Origin of the sequence: Candidatus Roseilinea sp. NK_OTU-006, from assembly GCF_012931985.1 — a bacterium.
Classification (GTDB): Bacteria; Chloroflexota; Anaerolineae; order J036; family Brachytrichaceae; genus JAAFGM01.
On sequence record NZ_JAAFGM010000011.1, the window covers coordinates 67,142 to 83,995 of the forward strand.

Consider the following 16,854-nt stretch of genomic DNA (forward strand, 5'->3'; position numbering starts at 1 on the left):
GCCTATAAAATCCTGTGCCATGCCGACTGACACACTCTTCGCAAAGATCGCGCGCCGGGAGGTGCCGGCGCAGATCGTGTATCAGGACGAGGTGGTGACGGCCTTTCACGACATCAATCCCGTCGCCCCAACGCATATCCTGATTATCCCTAACAAAGTCATTCCCACGATGAACGACGCGACGGATGATGACGCGGCGCTGCTCGGCCGGTTGATGCTGACGGCGCAAAAGATCGCCAAACAGGTGGGTATTGCCGAAGGCGGCTATCGGCTGGTGGTGAACTGCAACCCCGATGGTGGGCAATCGGTCTATCACCTGCACGTCCATCTGCTGGGCGGGCGCAAGATGACCTGGCCGCCCGGTTGATGGGGCTGCGCTGCAAGGGAAGATGAAATTCTTGATCACGGGCGGCGCCGGCTTCCTCGGCGTCGCGTTGGCAAATGCGCTGGCTCGTCAGGGCCACGTGGTGCGCGTGATTGACGATGTGAGCACGGGCGACCCATCGCGCCTCGACCCGGCCGTGCACTTCACGCGCGGCGACGTCAACGATGTCCCCAAACTCTGGTCGCTCTTACAAGGCGTGGACTGCGTCTATCACCTAGCGGCCCGTGTGTCGGTGTCTGAATCCATCTTGTATCCGCGCGAGTACAACGCGACGAACGTGGGCGGTACGGTGGCCTTGATCCAGGCGGTGCGCGATGCCAGCGTGCGTCGGCTCGTGTTCACCTCCTCCGGCGCGATTTACGGCGAGCAGCCCGAAGAACACGTGCGCGAAGACGCGATTCCTAACCCGGGCTCACCCTACGCGGTGAGCAAGCTGGCCGCCGAATACTACGTGAACACCATCGGCGCGCTGTGGGGCATAGACACGGTGATCTTGCGCGTGTTCAACGCCTATGGCCCCGGCCAGCCGTTGCGCGCCTCGCATCCGCCGGTCGTGCCGGCGGTGATCCGCCAGGCGCTCAGCGGCGGCTCGATCATCGTCCACGGCGACGGCCGACAGCAGCGCGACTTCGTCTACGTGGACGATGTGGTGAGCGCGCTGATCGCGGCGGCGACCGCGCCGAACGTCAATCGCTTGATCATCAACGTCGGCAGCGGCGTGCCCACCAGCATCAACGAGTTGGTGGCGACGGTGGGGCGGGTGATCGGCAAGGAGTTGACCCCGCTGCGCGTGACGGCAGAAAGCGGCGGCGTGTCGCGTTTGTGCGCCGACCTGCAGCGCGCGCGCGAGCGCCTGGGTTACGCGCCGAAGGTCTCGCTGGAAGAGGGCATCCGCCGGACGGTTGAGGCGTTCAGAGCAAGCGGCGCCTGACTGCGGGCGCAGGCCGCTCAGTCGCTTCTCATCTGCGCGACCTAACCTGAAAGCCGTGATCGAAATCCGGGAACTGAGCAAATCCTACGGGGGACGGATGGCGCTGGAGGGGGTCTCCCTATCCGTGTCGCAAGGCGCCATCTTCGGCTTGGTCGGCCCACGCGGCGCGGGCAAGACGACGCTGCTGAAGATCCTGGCGACGCTCGTTGCACCGTCGGCGGGCGATGCGTTCGTCGCCGGGCGTTCGGTGGTGAACGAGCCGTTGCGCGTGCGGCGACAGGTGGGCTATTTGCCCAGCGATTTCGGCGTTTACCCCGATCAAACGTGCGCGGAGTACATCGCGTTCTTTGCGGGGTGTTACGGTGTGCCGCCTAAGGAGCGCGCGACATTAGCCGCGGATTTATTACAGTTGGTGGACTTGTATCATCGCAAGGATACGCCGGCCGACCGACTGACGCCCGCCATGCGCCAGCGCCTGGGCATGGCGCGCGTTCTGGCGCATGATCCGCGCGTGTTGCTGCTCGACGAACCACTGGCCAGTCTGGACCCCCGCGCGCAGGTCGAAGCGCGCGCGCTGCTTAAAGAGCTGAGCAGCATGGGCAAGACTATTCTGCTCACCGCGCCCAACCTGGCTGGGGTGCAAGACCTATGTACTCACGCGGCGTTACTGCAAGCCGGCCGGATCGCGCAAACCGGCCCGCTTGAGGACATCCGGGCGGCCGTGCCACCCTATCGCACGATTGCCGTGAAGTTCCTCGGCGATGCCCGGCTGGCGATGAACCTGATTCAGGCGGCCCATGGCGTGGTGGATGTGCAGCCGTTCAACCAACCATCGGCGTCCTCCGATGCGCCAGCCGGCGTTGCGCTGTTGAAAGAGCTGCGCGTGACGTTCGATGGCACCTACGCGGCTGCCAGCGCGCTGTTGCGCTCGCTCATGCACAGCGGCGTGCAAGTGGTTTCATTTGCGGAGGACTGAATGGGCGCGCCTAACTTCAAGCTGCCCACCTTCCCACTCAGCCCGATCCTGGTCAAGGAGATGGCCGGGCGCATGCGCAATGCGCGGGCGCACACGGTGATGACGGTCTATTTAGCCGTCGCCAGCAGTCTGTCTGTGCTGATTTACATGGTAGGTGTCCTGGGCAGCCCGCGCACAGTGGGCGGCACCGGCGCCGTTGGGCAAGTCGTGTTCTACTTCCTCGTGGGTATGCAGTTGCTGCTGGTCAGCTTTGTTGCGCCAGCCTTCGCCGCCGGCGCCATCAGCCTCGAGCGTGAGAACAAAACGCTCGAGGTGTTGTGCATGACGCCGCTGACGCCGGCGCAGATTGTGCAGGCTAAGCTGATCTCGGCGCTGGGCTTCACGTTGCTGCTCCTCTTCGCCACGCTGCCGCTGTTTAGCCTGGCCTTCTTGCTCGGCGGCGTTGAGCCGCGCCAGTTGGTCATCGCGCTGTGTGGGGTGTTGGCATCCGCGCTGATGTATACGGTGTTGCCGCTTTATCTCTCGACGCGGTTCAAGACGACGGCCAGCGCCACGCTGAGCGCCTACGCCATCGTATCGAGCATCGTTGTTGGCGTCCCGCTGGCCGCGCTGATCGGCGTCGCGACCCTAGGCCAGGTGCTTGGTCCGGGCGCTGTGCTGGCCAGTCTGCTCAACACCGTGTTTATCGCGGTGATCAGCCTTAGCCCGATCAGCGCGTTTGTGGCCAGTGAGGCTTCCTTCAGCGCTACAGGTGAGCTGTGGATGTTCACGTACGGCGCCGTCGGCGGTGGGCTACCGCTCACGTTGCCGTCGCCGTTCTTGATCCTCACGGGCGTTTATCTGGCAGCAAGCGCGTTGCTTTACGCGCTGACCGTGCGGCGCTTGGCGCGCATCGAACAGCAGTAACCCTGAGCGCTCAGTTCCAACGCGATACTTCGCTCGAAAGCGCGCTGAGATAACGCTGGATGGTGTCGGCGTCCGGGGCGTCGGGCCGGCCCTGCAGGTAGGCTTCGAGCAGGGCGACCGCCTCTCTGCGCCTGCCGAGCGATCCATACAGCAGCCCCAGGTTGCGCACTTCGGAGAGATCGTCGGGGTTGAGGATGAGCAAGCGCTCGACGACCTTCGCTGCCCGATAGAAGTCATTGGCTGCGGCGTAAAAATTCTTAAGGTTGTTCAGCATGCGCATCAGGATGTAGCGCGCGCCGACCGGGTTGAGGAACGCGGCGTGGAACGGCAGCTTGCCCTCGGTGATGGAGCGCACGCGCTCGCGGCAGTCTTCCTCGGAGAGGATGGCGCCGCCGTGAAACGGATCGAGGTAGATCACCTGGCCGCTGTCCAGCACCACGCGGACGATGAAGTGACCGGGTAACCCCACGCCATCGGCGCGGATGCCGGTGCGCTGCGCTACTTCGAGGAACAACACCGATAGCGAGATGGGAATGCCCAACCGGCGCTCCAGCACTTCGTTCAAGAAGCTGTTGCGCGGGTCGGTGTAGTGTCGCGCGTTGCCGGTGAATCCCAGCGTGTCAAAGAGGAACTGCGCCAGCATCAGCGCCGGCAATTCGGCGGACCGGATCGCCCATCCGGCTGCCTCCGCCAGTCGGTCGAGTTTGTCGAGGTAACCGGAGACGTCGAGGTCGGGGTACTCGAACCGACCCATCACCAGCGCTGCGCGCGCAAGGTTGATCTTTGCATCTGGTTGGTTGACCTCTTGGGCAAACCCTTCCAGTGCAGCGTCCAGAGGGAAGTTTGCCATACGAAATGTTACCATTAGGTGCCATGACCGCAAGCGACGAATCATCCTCGAATCGAGGCCATGCGCCGGACAACGCAACCGTCTTTCAGCCCCCGAACCGCGCCGCGCTGCTGGGCAAGCGCATCACCGTGCTGGACAAGGGCTGGGTCGAGTTGCAAGACTTGATGGGCGACGATCTGGCCATCGTTAACGCTGCGCGCGTGTCTTTCCTGGGCGAGAGCAAGGGCAGCGAGAAAGACAAGAAGCTGCTGTTCTACTTGATGCAGCACCGACACACCAGCCCGTTTGAGCAGGTGGAGTTCAAGTTTCGCGTGCGCGCGCCGGTAGTCACCTGGTGGCAGTGGGTGCGGCATCGCACCTGGCAGTTCAACGCTCAGTCCGGCCGCTACGTTGCCTTCGATGAGGATGACTTCTACGTGCCGGATGGGTGGCGCAAGCAGTCGCCGTCGAACAAGCAAGCCAGCCTGGGCGAGCTGACGCCCGAAGAGGGCGCGCCGCTCACTGCGGCGTTACGCGAGCATTACGCGCGCGGCTACCAGCTCTACCAACGGGCGCTGGATGCTGGCGTGGCGCGCGAACAAGCGCGCCTCTTCCTCCCCGGCTTCGCCGTGTATTACACCTGGGTGGCCAAAGTGGATGCGCATAACCTGATGCACTTCCTCAGCCTGCGCATGGCCGAAGACGCGCAATTCGAGATTCGCGTCTACGCCCAGGCGATCTACGAACATTTCTTCAAGCCGGCGTTGCCCTGGACGGCGGAGGCGTTTGAGCGATTCATCCTTGTAAGATAAGGGTCGGCCCATCCCGGCACACGGCGGGCGCGAGATGAACGCAGCGCAGGCTTCGCAACCCGTTATTGCTCTCGTGCCTCTCTCTCACAAAGACGCCCTTCGCAACGAGCGCCTCAACGCTGTTGAGGTCTTGCTGGCAACGCCGTTCATCGTCGTCGTCACCCAATATGTGCCGGTGCTGGTGACGCGGCTAGGCGCTTCACCCTTGTTGCTGGGCTTGCTCACTTCCGGCGCGGCGCTCATGCTCACGGTGGCGTCGGCACTGGGGCCGGCTTGGCTGCGGCGCGTGCCGGATTGGCCGCGCAACATCAGCATTCCGCTCTTGCTTTGGCGCAGCGTGCTGGCGTGGGTGCCGTTGTTACTGTTCCTGCCGGCCTTTCAAGCCGAGGCCATTGTCATTGTGGTCGTGGCGCTGAACTTCGTCGCCGGATTCAGCAACTATACGTTCACCGCTTTTCTTTCGCGCATGACGCTGCCCGACCGGCTGGCGCGCTTGGTCAGCAACCGCTGGACGATGCTTGGCATCGGCATGGCTGTCTTCACGGTCATTCTGGCGGCCATCCTGGACGCCTTTCCGCGCCCGGTGAACTACGTCATCGTCTGTGCGCTCTCGCTCGCGATGAGCCTGGTCGGTTTCTTCGTCTTGCGGCAGGTGCGCCCGCTGCCCTTGGATGCGCAAGCGGCGATGCGCCCACGCGCGCGCCTGCGCGACCTTCTGGCGCATCCACCGGCGCGCGACTATTTGCTGATTACGCTGTTGGCGCATACGGCGGTCAACGCGCCCGGCCCACTGATCACGCTACAGATGGTGCGCGTGCTCAAGGCCACCGACGTGGACTTCGGCTGGTATCTGGCCGTTTTTTGGGTGAGTCTGGCCGTGTTCGGCTTGTTTGTGCCGCAGTGGACCGAGCGGTTCGGCAATGTGCGCGTCTTCGCGGCGGCGTGCGCCGGCCTGGGGTTGCAGATGGGGATTCTGGCGTTGGCCCCAGCGCTGCCGATGACGTGGATCGCCGGCTTCATCGGCGGCGCTGCGTCGGTGATGTTGCAGGTGACGGCGTATGGGTTGATGGTGCAGTGCGCGCCGCCGGAGCGATTCGAGGGCTATGTGGGGGCATACACGGCTGTGGTGAACTTCGCGGTGTTCGTCGGGCCGTTGGTGATGTCGGCCATGGTCGCTGCCGGCCTACCCGTCGCCGCCGGGCTGTTGATCGCCGCCGTAGCGCGCGCCGGCGCAGGCGCGTTATCGCTGAGGCTGGTCACCGAGTAGGATGGGGCGGGGTCGCCGCTCACCGCTCAGTAATACAACCCCCAATTCGCTGCGGCTTGATCCTCCATCATGGTCGGCTCCCACATCTCCAGGCCCATGGTGACTTTGGCGGGCCGCTCGGCGGCTTCCTGCGTCCTCTGTCGCACCTGCTCCACGAGCGCTGGGCCGTAGGGACAGAACGGCGTCGTCAGGATCATGGTCACGTTCACGCTCTCCGGTGAGAACTCCAGTTTGCGAATCAAGCCTAGCTCGATCACGCTCATGCCGAGTTCGGGATCGTATACCTCGCGCAGCGCCTGGCGCACCTTCTCTTCGAGGGCGGCGTATTCGTTCAGGTTGACCTTCGGCTCCACATCCGCCGAAGATTTGCTCTCTGGGCTTGCCTTCACTTCATCGCTCATTCGCGTCACCTCCAATGGGCAGACGATGTGTGGTATCCGCACCGTCCAAATTCATGAGGCGATTATAGCGTCCGGCGGTTGACATCTGCTCACGCTGGGTTAAATTCATATGCGACGCATGCGATTTGCACAGGAGGAAGCAGGCATGGCAACCACGCGCAAGCCCAGGACAACCCAGAAGACGACTCAGAAGGCAGCGGCGCGAAAGGCCGCGAAGAAGGCTGCTGTGCCAAAGACGGCGACCAAGATGAATCCACCGGCAAAGCCCGTGCCGGAAGCTGCACCTGCGCCGGTCGAGGCTGTTCCCGAGCCGGAGCCGGTGGGGTGAAGGAGCGTAAGCCAGCAGTGCAGCGCCTGGCGCGATGAGCGAGTCGCGCCGGGCGCTTCGCTTTGCCTGTATCCCGTCCGCTATAATCCCCGCCGCATCCTCAGTCCAGGGATGGAAAACTGCTGACCCATGCGTCAAAACACGTTCACCCGGTTGTTGATCATTCTCGCATTGCTGGCGATATCGGCGTATATCGTCCTGCCGACGCCCAAGCCCGATTTCGTGAAGAACCTGGTCTTCTGGCAGGAACCGCGCGGGCGCGACCTACAGATCAAGCAGGGGCTGGATTTGAAGGGTGGCCTACAGGTGCTGCTGGCCAGCGACCTGCCGGGCGGCGTTCAACCCACACCGGAGCAGATGGAATCAGCCCGGCGCATCATCGAGGACCGCGTGAACGGCCTGGGCGTCGCCGAGCCGATCATCCAGCAGCAAGGCGACGATCGCATCCTGGTCGAGCTGCCGGGCGTGACCGACCGCAACCTGGCCATTGACCTGATTAAGCAGACCGGCCAGCTTGAGTTCGTGGACGCGGGCTTTACCCCGCTGCTCGACGGCACGCCGATCTCGACAACGTACAGCTTGTATGGCGGATTGCTGTTCCCGGAGACGCTGCCGACCGGCAAGCCGATCAGTGAGACCTTGAACGCACAGGCCGCAACTCGGGTGTACAACACCGCCTTCACCGGCGAAATTCTGCAATCGGCTACGCCCGGCCTCGACAACCTGGGTCGCAACGTCGTTAACTTCACCATCAAGCCGCAGTTCCAGGAGGCCTTTCGGCGCTATACCAGCGAGAAGTTGAACCAGGCGATGTGCATCGTGCTCGATCAGCGCGTGATCTCTTGTCCGACCATCCGCGCCGTGCTGAGCGCCGATGGCTCCATCAGCGGCAACTTCACGCGTGAGGGCGCCAACAACCTGGCGCTGGTGCTGAGCTATGGTTCACTGCCGGTGCCGCTCACCATCGAGACCACGCGCGATGTCGGCGCGACGTTGGGCGCGGATTCGATCCGCCGCAGCCTAGTTGCCGGCGCGATCGCGCTGATTGCGATGATCGCCTTCATGGTTGCGCGTTATCGCTTGCCCGGCCTGCTGTCGGCGGTGACGCTGGTGTTCTTCATGCTGACCTCGCTGGCGTTGTTCGTGCTGGTTCCGGTCACGCTAACGCTGCCGGGCATCGCCGGCTTTCTGCTCTCGGTGGCGGCGGCGGTGGACGCCAACGTGCTCATCTTTGAGCGCTTCCGCGAAGAGCTGCGCGGCGGACGCACGATGCGTGCGGCCGTTGAAGCGGCCTTCCAGCGCGCATGGCCCTCGATCCGCGACTCGAATATCAGCACGTTGATCACCTGCGCCATCCTGTTCGTGTTCGGTAATACCTTCGGCGCTAGCGCCGTGCGGGGTTTTGCGATCACGCTGTCGCTGGGCATCTTCGTCAGCCTGTTCTCGGCCATGTTCGTCACGCGCACGTTGATGCGCATCACGTTCAGTGAGCAGGCTGAGACGATCGAGGCGCGCCGCGCCGCACTGTTGGGAGTCTAATGTTCGATCTCTTCCGCATCGTCGAGAATCGTCGCTACTACTTCACCCTGTCGCTGCTGGTCATCTTGCTGGGCGTGCTGGCGATGATCTACAATGTGATCACGCTGCCCACCCATACGCCCTGGCGGCTGAGTGTGGATTTCTTGCCGGGCAACCGCTTCGAGCTGAAGTTCAACCAGCCTGTCAGCGAGGAGCAAATCCGTCGCGTCTTTCAATCCTTCGGCGTCACCAATCCTGCCATCACGCGCCTGGGTGACCCGGCCGAAAACACCTGGCAGGTGCGCACGGCGTTCGTCGCCGGCGACCGCGCGCAGGCAATCCGCAACGCGCTGGCGCAAGAAGCGCCAATGGATGAGAACCGCACTCAGATTCAGTCGGTCAGTCCCACGGTGGCCGCTCAGGTCACTCAGGCCGCTATCGTGGCGGTCGTTGTGGCTACCGTGGCGATTTTGCTGTTTGTGTGGTGGTCGTTCCGCAAGGCAGATCGCGCCTTCCGTTACAGCGCGTGCGCCATCGCTGCGCTCATCCACGACATCCTGATCGCCGCCGGCATTACGGCCATCTTCTCCGCGCTGTTCAATTGGGAGATTGATGCGCTGTTCCTCACCGCGATGCTCACCGTGCTCGGCTTCTCCATTCAGGACACCATTGTGGTGTACGACCGCATCCGCGAGAATCTGACGCGCCGGCGTGGCGAGTCATTCGAGACCATCGTCACGCGCAGCTTGCTGGAGACGCTGAACCGCTCGCTCACCACGTCGCTCATCAACATCCTGGTGTTGACGGCGCTGCTGTTGTTCGGCGGGGCCAGCATCAAGCAGTTCGTTGCGGTGCTGCTCATCGGTATGATCAGCGGCACGTATTCGTCCATCTTCGTCGCCGTCCCGCTGGTAGTGGCCTGGTTCGAGCGCGACTTGTGGGGGACGAAGCAGCGCACGCCGCAGGTGGCAATTGCCGGGAAGTGACGGCCGAGCAATCCCCAAGCTGCGGTCGCCCGGCGCCCATCTCGCGCCAGGCGTCTTTGTTTCAACTGCAATCTTTGAAGCACCGGAACAGACAAGTTGGACACGCTGGAGATCATCAGAACAAGCTTTCTTTCGCCGCTGATGTTGGCGTTCATCGTCGGCGTTATTGCCACGCTGGTCAGGAGTGAACTGGAATTTCCGCAGCCCGTCCTGAACGCCATTTCGATTTACCTGGTCTTTTCAATCGCGTTGAAAGGTGGGACGGAGCTGGCCGAGGCCGGTCTGGGGCGGATCGTCGCACCAGCGCTGGTGACGGCGCTGCTGGCCGTAGTTACGCCGTCGCTGGCCTACTTCCTGGCGCGCCGGTTCATCCGGCTGGACATTGCGAACGCTGCCGGCATCGCCGCGCTCTACGGGTCGGTTTCCTCGGTCACCTTCTTTGCGGCGCTGTCGCTGGCGGAGAAGCTGGGCAGCCCGGCCGAGCCGTTCATGCCGGTGCTGGTCAGCCTGATGGAGTGGGCGATCCTGATCGCGCTGTTCATCGCCCGTTGGCGCTTGCGCCGCGCCGAGCTGAACGGCAATTTGCCGATGAGTGAAATTCTGATTGACACGCTGCGTGGGCGCAGCGTGATCCTGTTACTCGGCGGCCTGTTCATCGGCGCGTTGATCGGCGAGACGGGCTTCCAATCGGTCAAGCCGTTCTTCGAAGATCCCTTCCGCGGCGTGCTGACGCTGTTCTTGCTGGAGATGGGCATGGTCGCCGGCCGTCAATTGCGTGAGTTCTTCCGACTTGGCCCGCGCCTGCTGGCCTTCGGTGTGGCTTTCCCCGTGTTCAACGGGTTGCTGGGGACGATGCTGGGTGTGCTGGCCGGCCTCTCGCCCGGCGGCAGCTTTGTGCTGGGCGCGATCACGGCCAGCGCGTCGTATATTGATGCGCCGGCGGCGGTGCGCGCGGCGCTGCCACAGGCCAACCCCAGCATCTACCTCACGTCGTCGCTGGGCATCACCTTCCCATTCAACCTCGTGATCGGGCTGCCGTTGTATTACCAGTTCGCCCTGTGGCTGCATACGCTGGTGCGCTGAACGATGAGCGCTGAGCTGGTGGTTTCTAATCTGCTCAACCCGCCGGTGCTGTTCTTCCTGCTGGGCATCTTGGCCGTCCTGGTCAAGTCGGACCTGGAGCTGCCGGCGCCGATCCCCAAGGTGCTGTCGCTCTACCTGCTGCTGGCGCTCGGCTTCAAAGGCGGGGTGACGCTGCGCGAGAGCGACGGAGGGCTTGTTCTGCCGGCACTGGGCGCGGCCCTGCTGATGGCGCTGGCCGTGCCGCTGTACGCCTTCCCGATACTTCGGCGTCGCCTGAGTCGGCCCGATGCGGCGGCGGTCGCGGCGACCTACGGCTCGGTCAGCGCGGTCACTTTCGTCACGGCGACGGCGTTTCTGCAGCGGCTAGGTGAACCGCAGGGTGGCTACATGACCGCCGCGCTTGCGCTGATGGAGTCGCCGGCCATTGTCGTCGGCATGTTGCTGGCGCGGTTGGGCCAACGCAACGATGATATCCAGGGCCAACTAACGGTGTTGCTGCACGAGGCGCTGTTCAACAGCTCGGTGGTGTTGCTGGTGGGCAGCTTAGCGATCGGCTACATCGCCGGCAAAGCGAATGGCGACGTGCTCACGCCTTTCACCGAGTCGCTGTTCCCCGGATTGCTCAGCTTGTTTTTGTTGGACATGGGGCTGGTGGTGGGGCGACGGCTGGGCGATCTGAAGCGCATGGGCGCCTTCCCGATCGCGTTCGCGTTCGGCCTGCCGCCGGTCAATGCAGCGCTGGGCATGGGCATCGCGCGGTTGATCGGCCTGCCGGTGGGCGACGCGTTGCTTTTCGTCGTGTTGTGCGCCAGCGCGTCCTACATCGCCGTGCCGGCAGCCATGAGCCAAGCGCTACCACAGGCCAATCCGGCGCTCTACGTGACGATGGCCCTGGCGCTCACCTTCCCGTTCAACGTCGTGCTCGGCATCCCGCTCTACATGAGCGCAATTTCCGCGTTGTGGCCGTGAGCAGATGATCTTTCCGCGTCCTGGCCGATAATCCCATCATGCAAGCCATCAAGCGAATCGAGATCGTCACCGACGCGCTGGAGATCGAGCGTGTGGCGCAAGTGCTTGAGCAGCACGGCGTCTCCGGCTACACCATCGTGCCCGATGTCATCGGCAAAGGCGAGCGCGGCATTCGCCGCGGCGATGAGCTGAGCGGCGTGTTCAAGAACAGCTATCTGCTCAGCACGTGCGACGAGTCGCAGTTGCCGGCCATCATCGAGGCCATCCGCCCGATCCTCAAGCAGCGCGGCGGGGTGTGCCTGGTGTCTGATGCGTGGTGGGTGAAACATTGAGCGCGCTCATTCTCGCCGCGAATCCATCGCGCCGCCGTCGAGCGCGCCGGTCACCCGAACCGACGTGCCTTCGTGGATGTAGCGCAACACACCGCCCCGGTCGCCGATCACTCGTACGTCCAGCGTGAAATAATCTCTGTCAGGATCGTATAGGCCGGTTCCGCTCAGGCTGAAGCCGGCTGAGAAGGCGCACGCGGATAGCGTGAATCGCGTCGGAGTAGCCGGATGGCGGGAGTGGCGTCCGGGTAACCGAGTCGAGTCCTAGCGCAGCGCAGAACAGCCGCGCCAGCGGCGTGTAGTCGCCACGAGACGCTGCAGGCGATGACATGTTGGAGCAGCCTGTGTTCGCCTTCTGGCTTCGCGTTGCAATCCTTCAACGTTGCCAGCAGCACGCCGTTGAACGCGCGCGGTATCGCGGGCGAATTGGATGCCGTCCAGCGTGAGGTCCACTGCGCCGTCGAGGATCAATCCGGCGATGTGTTCGCTGTGGATGGCGGCATACCACAGGGGCGAACTGCGCGCCGTAGCTTTCGCCATAGAGCCAGATGCGCGCTTCGCCCATCGCTTGCCGGGAGACCGCCAGGTCCTCGACGGCTTGTCGTGTGGTGTAGAACCGCAGGCGCTATGGTGATGGCAGCGAGCGCAGACCGCCATCCACGAAGATGTGAGCAGCACAAACGCGAGCGTGGGGCGGCCCGTTCATGTCGCCGCGGATATTACCCGTGCAGCGCGCTTTGTGGTATTTTCGCCTGCCGATGCAGTTGCCGTTCATCAACGATCTGGAAGATGTCGAGCTTGTCCTGCCCACCCCGCTGCGCATGCGCGCCGACGCGCATTACACCGGCAAAGGCATCACCATCGCCTTCCTCGATTCGGGCTTCTATCCCCATCCCGATTTGACGCAGCCGACCAATCGCATCGCCTATTTCGCCGATGCGCGCGGCGAAAGCGTCCGTGAGAACGTCGGCTTTAGCATTCCGCATCGATCAAGCTGGCACGGCACAATGACTTCTTGTGTGTGTGCGGGCAACGGCTTCATGAGCATGTATCGCTACTCGGGCCTTGCGCCAAGCGCGCGCGTGGTCCTGGTCAAGACCGGCAATCTCAAGAACCATCACATTGGCGAACAAGACATCAGCCGCGCGCTGCGCTGGTTGTTGGACAATGCGCAGCGTTTTGAGGTGCGGGTGATCAATATCTCGCTGGGTGGTGATCGTTCATCCGACGGCCAGCTCACTGCGCTGGATGCGCTGGTGGAGGAAGCCGTGGCGCGCGGCATGGTGGTGGTGTGCGCTGCCGGCAATAGCGGCGCGCAGCGCGTGGTGTCGCCGGCCAGTGCGCCATCGGCAATCACCGTAGGCGGGTTGAACGATCACAATTCGCTTGACCGGTCGCGTTGGACGTTGTATCACTCCAGCTATGGCCGGGGCGGGCGCGGCGCCGCTAAGCCGGAAGTGATCGCACCGGCGCAGTGGATTGCTGCGCCGATGTTGCCCCGGACAAAGGTGCACAACGAGGCGCAGTTCCTGTGGAGGATTGAGCGCGCCACGGACGCCGAGCTTGCGCGCATCCTGCGCACGAAGGAGGCGCGCCAGAACATCAGCGCCGAGACGATGAGCAAGCCCCTGCATGAGATTCGGCGCATCGTGCGTCAGCGGATGAACGATCAGAAATTCATCCACCCGCACTACCAGCACGTGGACGGCACATCGTTTGCTGCGGCGATCGTCTCGTCTGTTGTTGCACAGATGCTGGAAGCGAACCCGTCGCTCACGCCGGCGCAGGTGAAGCGCATTCTGATCGAGACGGCTGAGCCGTTGGACGACGCGCCGCCGGAGCGTCAGGGGGCCGGCGTTGTGCATGCCGGGGCCGCCGTCGCCGCCGCGCTCAAGCTCAAGCGACGGCGGCCAAGGCTGCAACGGTATAAAGCAAAGGGGGAGATGCGCTCTGCGTCTTCGTCGCTTGGCTTCTGAGTGAGATGCAGGCATGAACCGGGAATATCACAAGTGGTGGAGCCCGTCGCTCGGTCGAGAGATGGAAATGCTGATCTTCGGCCATCACGGCGCGCGCGCACTGGTCTTTCCCACCTCGCGCGGCCGGTTCTTCGAGTGGGAGGATCGTGGCATGTTCGGCCCGGACGGGCTGGGCCATCACATCGCCCAGGGCTGGCTGCAGGTGTACTGCGTGGATAGCGTGGACGGCGAAAGCTGGTACAACTACACAGCGCATCCTGGTCATCGCGGCTGGCGGCACACCCAATACATGAATTATGTGGTCAACGAAGTGTTGCCGTTGAGCCGCGCCAAGAACGACAACCCGTTTTTGATCGTGCTCGGCGCCAGCTTCGGCGCGTACCATGCGGCTTGCTTCGCGTTCAAGTTCCCGCATCTGGTGGGCCGGATGATCGGCATGAGCGGGATGTATGACATCAAGCGCTTCACCGGCGGCTACAGCGACGACAACGTGTATTTCAACAACCCGATGGACTTCATCCAGCATGAACATGACTGGGGCCGGTTGGAGGCGCTGCGCCGGATGGATATCATCTTGGCGACCGGCAAGGACGATTCGTTGCGCCACGAGTCCGAGCGCATGAGCGCCGTGCTGTGGAGCAAGGGCATCGGCAACGCGCTGCGGCTGTGGGAGGGCTGGTCGCACGACTGGCCTTATTGGAAGCGCATGTTGCATCTGTATATCGGAGGACATGATTAAGGCAGGGCGATGGGTCATGCAACGCTCCTGGCTCTCAGGTCTGGCCTCGGACTGCTAGCCGCCTGCACCTGGCCCATCTGAATGGCTGCAACTTGGGAGGAAGCATGAAAAAGATCGGAGTGATCGTAGGCCGCGAATGGTCGTGGCCGCCGGCGTTCATTGAAGAAGTGAACGAGCGCAACGAGGGCGTGGTTGCCGAATACGCTAAGCTAGGCGGCACGCGCATGAACGAGCCGTGCCCCTACGCAGTCATTGTGGATCGCATCTCGCATGAGGTGCCGTATTACCGCTCCTACCTCAAGAATGCCGTGTTGCAGGGCACGTATGTCGTCAATAACCCTTTCATGTGGACGGCCGACGACAAGTTCTTCGAGGCGTCGCTGGCCACGAAGTTGGGCATCCACAGCCCGAAGACCGTGGTGCTGCCGAACAAAGACTACGTACCGGGCATCGTGCACAACGAGAGCTTGCGCAACTTGATGTATCCCATCCCTTGGGCTGAGCACGTGGACTACCTGGGCGGCTTTCCGTTGGTGTTGAAGGATGCGCACGGCGGCGGTTGGAAGGGGGTGTTCGTTGTGCACTCGATGGATGAGCTGTTCGCACGCTACAACGAGAGCGGCCTGCTCACCATGGTGCTGCAAGAGTTCATCCGTTGGGAGAACTACTTGCGCTGCATGTGCATCGGGCAAGAGCACGTCTATGTCGCCAAGTACGACCCGGTGAACCGCCGTTATCTCAGGCACGACCTGACGCCGGAGATGCACGAACGCGTCGTGCGCGAATCGCTGATGTTGGTGCGCGCGTTGGGCTACGACATGAACACGATCGAGTGGGCCATTCGCGACGGCGTGCCCTATGCGATTGACTTCATGAATCCTGCGCCGGACATGGACATCAACTCCTGTGGCTACGAGTATCACCGCTGGTGTGTGGAGAAGATGGCCGACATGTGCATCGCGCTGGCGAAGTCACCCTGCCCGCAGCCGACGCCGTATCGGGCGTGAACCTGCCCGAGCGGCGCGGTTGGAGAGAATATGACGGATCTGAACCGGGCGATCGCCCTCTACCACGACTTGCTCGACGACGAGACGGCGCGGGCGAGCCATGAGCTGCTCGAGGAACAACAACAGCGCCGCGGGTTGTTTTTCGGCGCGCGCCCGCTGTGCACGGTGCTGCGCCCGCGCTTTCTGACGCATGAGCAGTATCGCTTTTTGCAGCGCGCCATCGGCGCGGTCATGCCGGCCTTCGCCAAACTACACGCTATCGCGCTGCGCGATGCGCAGTTCCGCGCGCAGTTCATGCTGGCCGACTGGGAAGAAAAGCTGGTCACGATGCCGATGCCCTATCGCGCCAGCAGTCCGATGGCCCGCATGGACGCGTTCTTCGTCCCGCAGACGAACGAGCTGAAGTTCACCGAGTACAACGCTGAGACGCCGGCCGGCAACAGTTACAACGACGCGCTGGGCGACATCATGTTCGGCTCGCCCATCATGCGCAAGTTCGAACGGCGTTACGAAGTGCGGCCGTTGCCCGGCAAGCATCACGTCTTGCATGCGCTCAACGAGAGCTACCGACAGTGGGGCGGGCGCGAGCGCATGCGCATCTGCATCCTCGACTGGAAGGACGTGCCCACCTATAGCGAGTTCGTCCAATTTGACCGGTACTTTAAGGAGCAAGGCTATGAATGCGTGATCGCCGACCCGCGCGAGTGTGAGTACCGCGACGGCAAGTTCTACGCCTATCCAGCCCACGGCTCCGGGCCGCCGTTGCAGGCGAACGTGATTTACAAGCGCGTGCTCATCACCGAGCTGATCAAGCGGGGCGGGCTGGATCACCCCGTCGTCCGAGCAGTGAAGGATCACGCCGTGTGCATGGTCAACCCCTTTCATTGCAAGATCCTGCACCGCAAGACCAGCTTTGCCGTCATCAGCGACGAAGCCAACCGCGAATTGTTCAGCGAGGACGAGGCGCAGGCGATCGAGCAATTCATCCCTTGGACGCGCAGGGTGGCCGAGCGCTTCACGGTCTATCGCGGCCGGCGCGTGGATCTGCTGCCGTGGATTGCCCAAAATCGCGAACAGTTCGTGCTCAAGCCGGCGGATGAGTACGGCGGCAAAGGCATCGTGCTGGGTTGGACGGTGACGCCGGACGAGTGGAACCAGGCGCTCAGCGCCGCGCTCAACGCCCCCACCATCGTGCAGCAGCGCGTGACCGTGCCGAGCGAGCCCTATCCCAGCTTTGCCGATGGGCATGTGCAAGTGACTGACCGGATGCTCGACACGAACCCCTACATCTGGTATGGGGAGTATGCTTCGAGCTGCCTGACGCGCCTTTCGACGGCGGCGTTGTTGAACGTGACCGCCGGCGGCGGCAGCACGGTGCCGACGTTTGTGATCGAGGAGCGGTGACTTTCCCG

At 63.1% G+C, this 16,854-nt stretch carries 19 protein-coding genes; 16 read left to right on the plus strand and 3 right to left on the minus strand.

The genetic code is table 11. The annotated features are described in order from the left end of the window. Positions 1 to 19: 19 nt before the first annotated feature. The 4 genes from GXH28_RS08145 to GXH28_RS08160 are packed head-to-tail and all read left to right on the plus strand — an operon-like array spanning position 20 to position 3,198. Entirely contained in the window at positions 20 to 367 is a 348-nt protein-coding gene (locus tag GXH28_RS08145) for a histidine triad nucleotide-binding protein (RefSeq protein WP_169238525.1), read from the plus strand. A 22-nt stretch (positions 368 to 389) separates the two neighbouring features. Next, positions 390 to 1,316 (plus strand): NAD-dependent epimerase/dehydratase family protein, encoded by a 927-nt coding sequence (locus tag GXH28_RS08150; protein ID WP_169238526.1) that lies wholly within the window; start codon positions 390 to 392, stop codon positions 1,314 to 1,316. Between the two features lie 55 nt (positions 1,317 to 1,371). Then, positions 1,372 to 2,292, plus strand: coding sequence for an ATP-binding cassette domain-containing protein (locus GXH28_RS08155; RefSeq protein WP_169238527.1), 921 nt, complete (start codon positions 1,372 to 1,374; stop codon positions 2,290 to 2,292). Continuing rightward, positions 2,293 to 3,198 (plus strand): ABC transporter permease, encoded by a 906-nt coding sequence (locus tag GXH28_RS08160; protein ID WP_169238528.1) that lies wholly within the window; start codon positions 2,293 to 2,295, stop codon positions 3,196 to 3,198. It abuts the gene before it with no gap. 10 nt (positions 3,199 to 3,208) lie between these two features. Here GXH28_RS08160 and GXH28_RS08165 read toward each other — a convergent pair whose 3' ends face one another. Then, entirely contained in the window at positions 3,209 to 4,048 is an 840-nt protein-coding gene (locus GXH28_RS08165) for a SirB1 family protein (protein ID WP_169238529.1), read from the minus strand. Between the two features lie 23 nt (positions 4,049 to 4,071). Here GXH28_RS08165 and thyX point away from each other — a divergent pair, with 23 nt between their 5' ends. Continuing rightward, positions 4,072 to 4,839, plus strand: a complete 768-nt coding sequence (thyX, locus tag GXH28_RS08170) for an FAD-dependent thymidylate synthase (RefSeq protein ID WP_169238530.1) — start codon at positions 4,072 to 4,074, stop codon at positions 4,837 to 4,839. A gap of 73 nt (positions 4,840 to 4,912) precedes the next feature. Next, the gene (locus tag GXH28_RS16830) at positions 4,913 to 6,106 is read left to right on the plus strand and encodes an MFS transporter (RefSeq protein WP_169238531.1); all 1,194 of its coding nucleotides are present in this window, start codon (positions 4,913 to 4,915) and stop codon (positions 6,104 to 6,106) included. Positions 6,107 to 6,132: 26 nt separating this feature from the next. Here GXH28_RS16830 and GXH28_RS08180 read toward each other — a convergent pair whose 3' ends face one another. Beyond that, positions 6,133 to 6,507: a metal-sulfur cluster assembly factor gene (locus GXH28_RS08180; RefSeq protein ID WP_169238532.1), complete on the minus strand. Its 375-nt coding sequence runs from the start codon at positions 6,505 to 6,507 to the stop codon at positions 6,133 to 6,135. A 145-nt stretch (positions 6,508 to 6,652) separates the two neighbouring features. Here GXH28_RS08180 and GXH28_RS08185 point away from each other — a divergent pair, with 145 nt between their 5' ends. The 6 genes from GXH28_RS08185 to GXH28_RS08210 all read left to right on the plus strand — a co-directional run bounded on the left by GXH28_RS08185 (position 6,653) and on the right by GXH28_RS08210 (position 11,723). Next, positions 6,653 to 6,835: a hypothetical protein gene (locus GXH28_RS08185; RefSeq protein WP_169238533.1), complete on the plus strand. Its 183-nt coding sequence runs from the start codon at positions 6,653 to 6,655 to the stop codon at positions 6,833 to 6,835. Positions 6,836 to 6,964: 129 nt separating this feature from the next. Next, on the plus strand, positions 6,965 to 8,374 hold the full coding sequence (gene secD, locus GXH28_RS08190; RefSeq protein ID WP_169238534.1) for a protein translocase subunit SecD: 1,410 nt from the start codon (positions 6,965 to 6,967) through the stop codon (positions 8,372 to 8,374). Further along, positions 8,374 to 9,339, plus strand: coding sequence for a protein translocase subunit SecF (secF, locus tag GXH28_RS08195; protein ID WP_169238535.1), 966 nt, complete (start codon positions 8,374 to 8,376; stop codon positions 9,337 to 9,339). Before secD ends, secF begins: the two co-directional genes overlap by 1 nt. A gap of 96 nt (positions 9,340 to 9,435) precedes the next feature. Next, a complete protein-coding gene (locus GXH28_RS08200; RefSeq protein ID WP_169238536.1) occupies positions 9,436 to 10,422 on the plus strand; it encodes a sodium-dependent bicarbonate transport family permease in 987 nt (328 codons plus the stop codon). Between the two features lie 3 nt (positions 10,423 to 10,425). After that, positions 10,426 to 11,391: a sodium-dependent bicarbonate transport family permease gene (locus tag GXH28_RS08205; RefSeq protein ID WP_169238537.1), complete on the plus strand. Its 966-nt coding sequence runs from the start codon at positions 10,426 to 10,428 to the stop codon at positions 11,389 to 11,391. Positions 11,392 to 11,429: 38 nt separating this feature from the next. Beyond that, entirely contained in the window at positions 11,430 to 11,723 is a 294-nt protein-coding gene (locus GXH28_RS08210) for a P-II family nitrogen regulator (protein WP_169238538.1), read from the plus strand. Positions 11,724 to 11,984: 261 nt separating this feature from the next. Here the strand turns inward: GXH28_RS08210 and GXH28_RS08215 are convergent, their stop codons facing one another. Next, the gene (locus GXH28_RS08215) at positions 11,985 to 12,260 is read right to left on the minus strand and encodes a hypothetical protein (protein ID WP_169238539.1); all 276 of its coding nucleotides are present in this window, start codon (positions 12,258 to 12,260) and stop codon (positions 11,985 to 11,987) included. A gap of 185 nt (positions 12,261 to 12,445) precedes the next feature. Here GXH28_RS08215 and GXH28_RS08220 point away from each other — a divergent pair, with 185 nt between their 5' ends. The 4 genes from GXH28_RS08220 (at position 12,446) to GXH28_RS08235 (ending at position 16,846) form a co-directional block, all read left to right on the plus strand. Next, positions 12,446 to 13,696 (plus strand): S8 family serine peptidase, encoded by a 1,251-nt coding sequence (locus GXH28_RS08220; protein WP_169238540.1) that lies wholly within the window; start codon positions 12,446 to 12,448, stop codon positions 13,694 to 13,696. 13 nt (positions 13,697 to 13,709) lie between these two features. Then, entirely contained in the window at positions 13,710 to 14,435 is a 726-nt protein-coding gene (locus tag GXH28_RS08225) for an esterase family protein (RefSeq protein ID WP_169238541.1), read from the plus strand. A gap of 104 nt (positions 14,436 to 14,539) precedes the next feature. Beyond that, positions 14,540 to 15,442 (plus strand): ATP-grasp domain-containing protein, encoded by a 903-nt coding sequence (locus GXH28_RS08230; protein WP_169238542.1) that lies wholly within the window; start codon positions 14,540 to 14,542, stop codon positions 15,440 to 15,442. A gap of 30 nt (positions 15,443 to 15,472) precedes the next feature. After that, the gene (locus GXH28_RS08235) at positions 15,473 to 16,846 is read left to right on the plus strand and encodes a hypothetical protein (protein WP_169238543.1); all 1,374 of its coding nucleotides are present in this window, start codon (positions 15,473 to 15,475) and stop codon (positions 16,844 to 16,846) included. Positions 16,847 to 16,854: the final 8 nt, after the last annotated feature.

Excerpts from the sequence above, each read along its gene's own strand:
- GXH28_RS08185 (WP_169238533.1), top strand. The coding sequence starts at position 6,653 with ATGGCAACCACGCGCAAGCCCAGGACAACCCAGAAGACGACTCAGAAG.
- GXH28_RS08145 (WP_169238525.1), top strand. The coding sequence starts at position 20 with ATGCCGACTGACACACTCTTCGCAAAGATCGCGCGCCGGGAGGTGCCG.
- GXH28_RS08230 (WP_169238542.1), top strand. The coding sequence starts at position 14,540 with ATGAAAAAGATCGGAGTGATCGTAGGCCGCGAATGGTCGTGGCCGCCG.
- GXH28_RS08150 (WP_169238526.1), top strand. The coding sequence starts at position 390 with ATGAAATTCTTGATCACGGGCGGCGCCGGCTTCCTCGGCGTCGCGTTG.
- GXH28_RS08165 (WP_169238529.1), bottom strand. The coding sequence starts at position 4,048 with ATGGCAAACTTCCCTCTGGACGCTGCACTGGAAGGGTTTGCCCAAGAG.
- GXH28_RS08225 (WP_169238541.1), top strand. The coding sequence starts at position 13,710 with ATGAACCGGGAATATCACAAGTGGTGGAGCCCGTCGCTCGGTCGAGAG.
- GXH28_RS08235 (WP_169238543.1), top strand. The coding sequence starts at position 15,473 with ATGACGGATCTGAACCGGGCGATCGCCCTCTACCACGACTTGCTCGAC.
- thyX (WP_169238530.1), top strand. The coding sequence starts at position 4,072 with ATGACCGCAAGCGACGAATCATCCTCGAATCGAGGCCATGCGCCGGAC.
- GXH28_RS08210 (WP_169238538.1), top strand. The coding sequence starts at position 11,430 with ATGCAAGCCATCAAGCGAATCGAGATCGTCACCGACGCGCTGGAGATC.
- GXH28_RS08205 (WP_169238537.1), top strand. The coding sequence starts at position 10,426 with ATGAGCGCTGAGCTGGTGGTTTCTAATCTGCTCAACCCGCCGGTGCTG.
- GXH28_RS08160 (WP_169238528.1), top strand. The coding sequence starts at position 2,293 with ATGGGCGCGCCTAACTTCAAGCTGCCCACCTTCCCACTCAGCCCGATC.
- secF (WP_169238535.1), top strand. The coding sequence starts at position 8,374 with ATGTTCGATCTCTTCCGCATCGTCGAGAATCGTCGCTACTACTTCACC.
- secD (WP_169238534.1), top strand. The coding sequence starts at position 6,965 with ATGCGTCAAAACACGTTCACCCGGTTGTTGATCATTCTCGCATTGCTG.
- GXH28_RS08180 (WP_169238532.1), bottom strand. The coding sequence starts at position 6,507 with ATGAGCGATGAAGTGAAGGCAAGCCCAGAGAGCAAATCTTCGGCGGAT.
- GXH28_RS08215 (WP_169238539.1), bottom strand. The coding sequence starts at position 12,260 with ATGGCGAAAGCTACGGCGCGCAGTTCGCCCCTGTGGTATGCCGCCATC.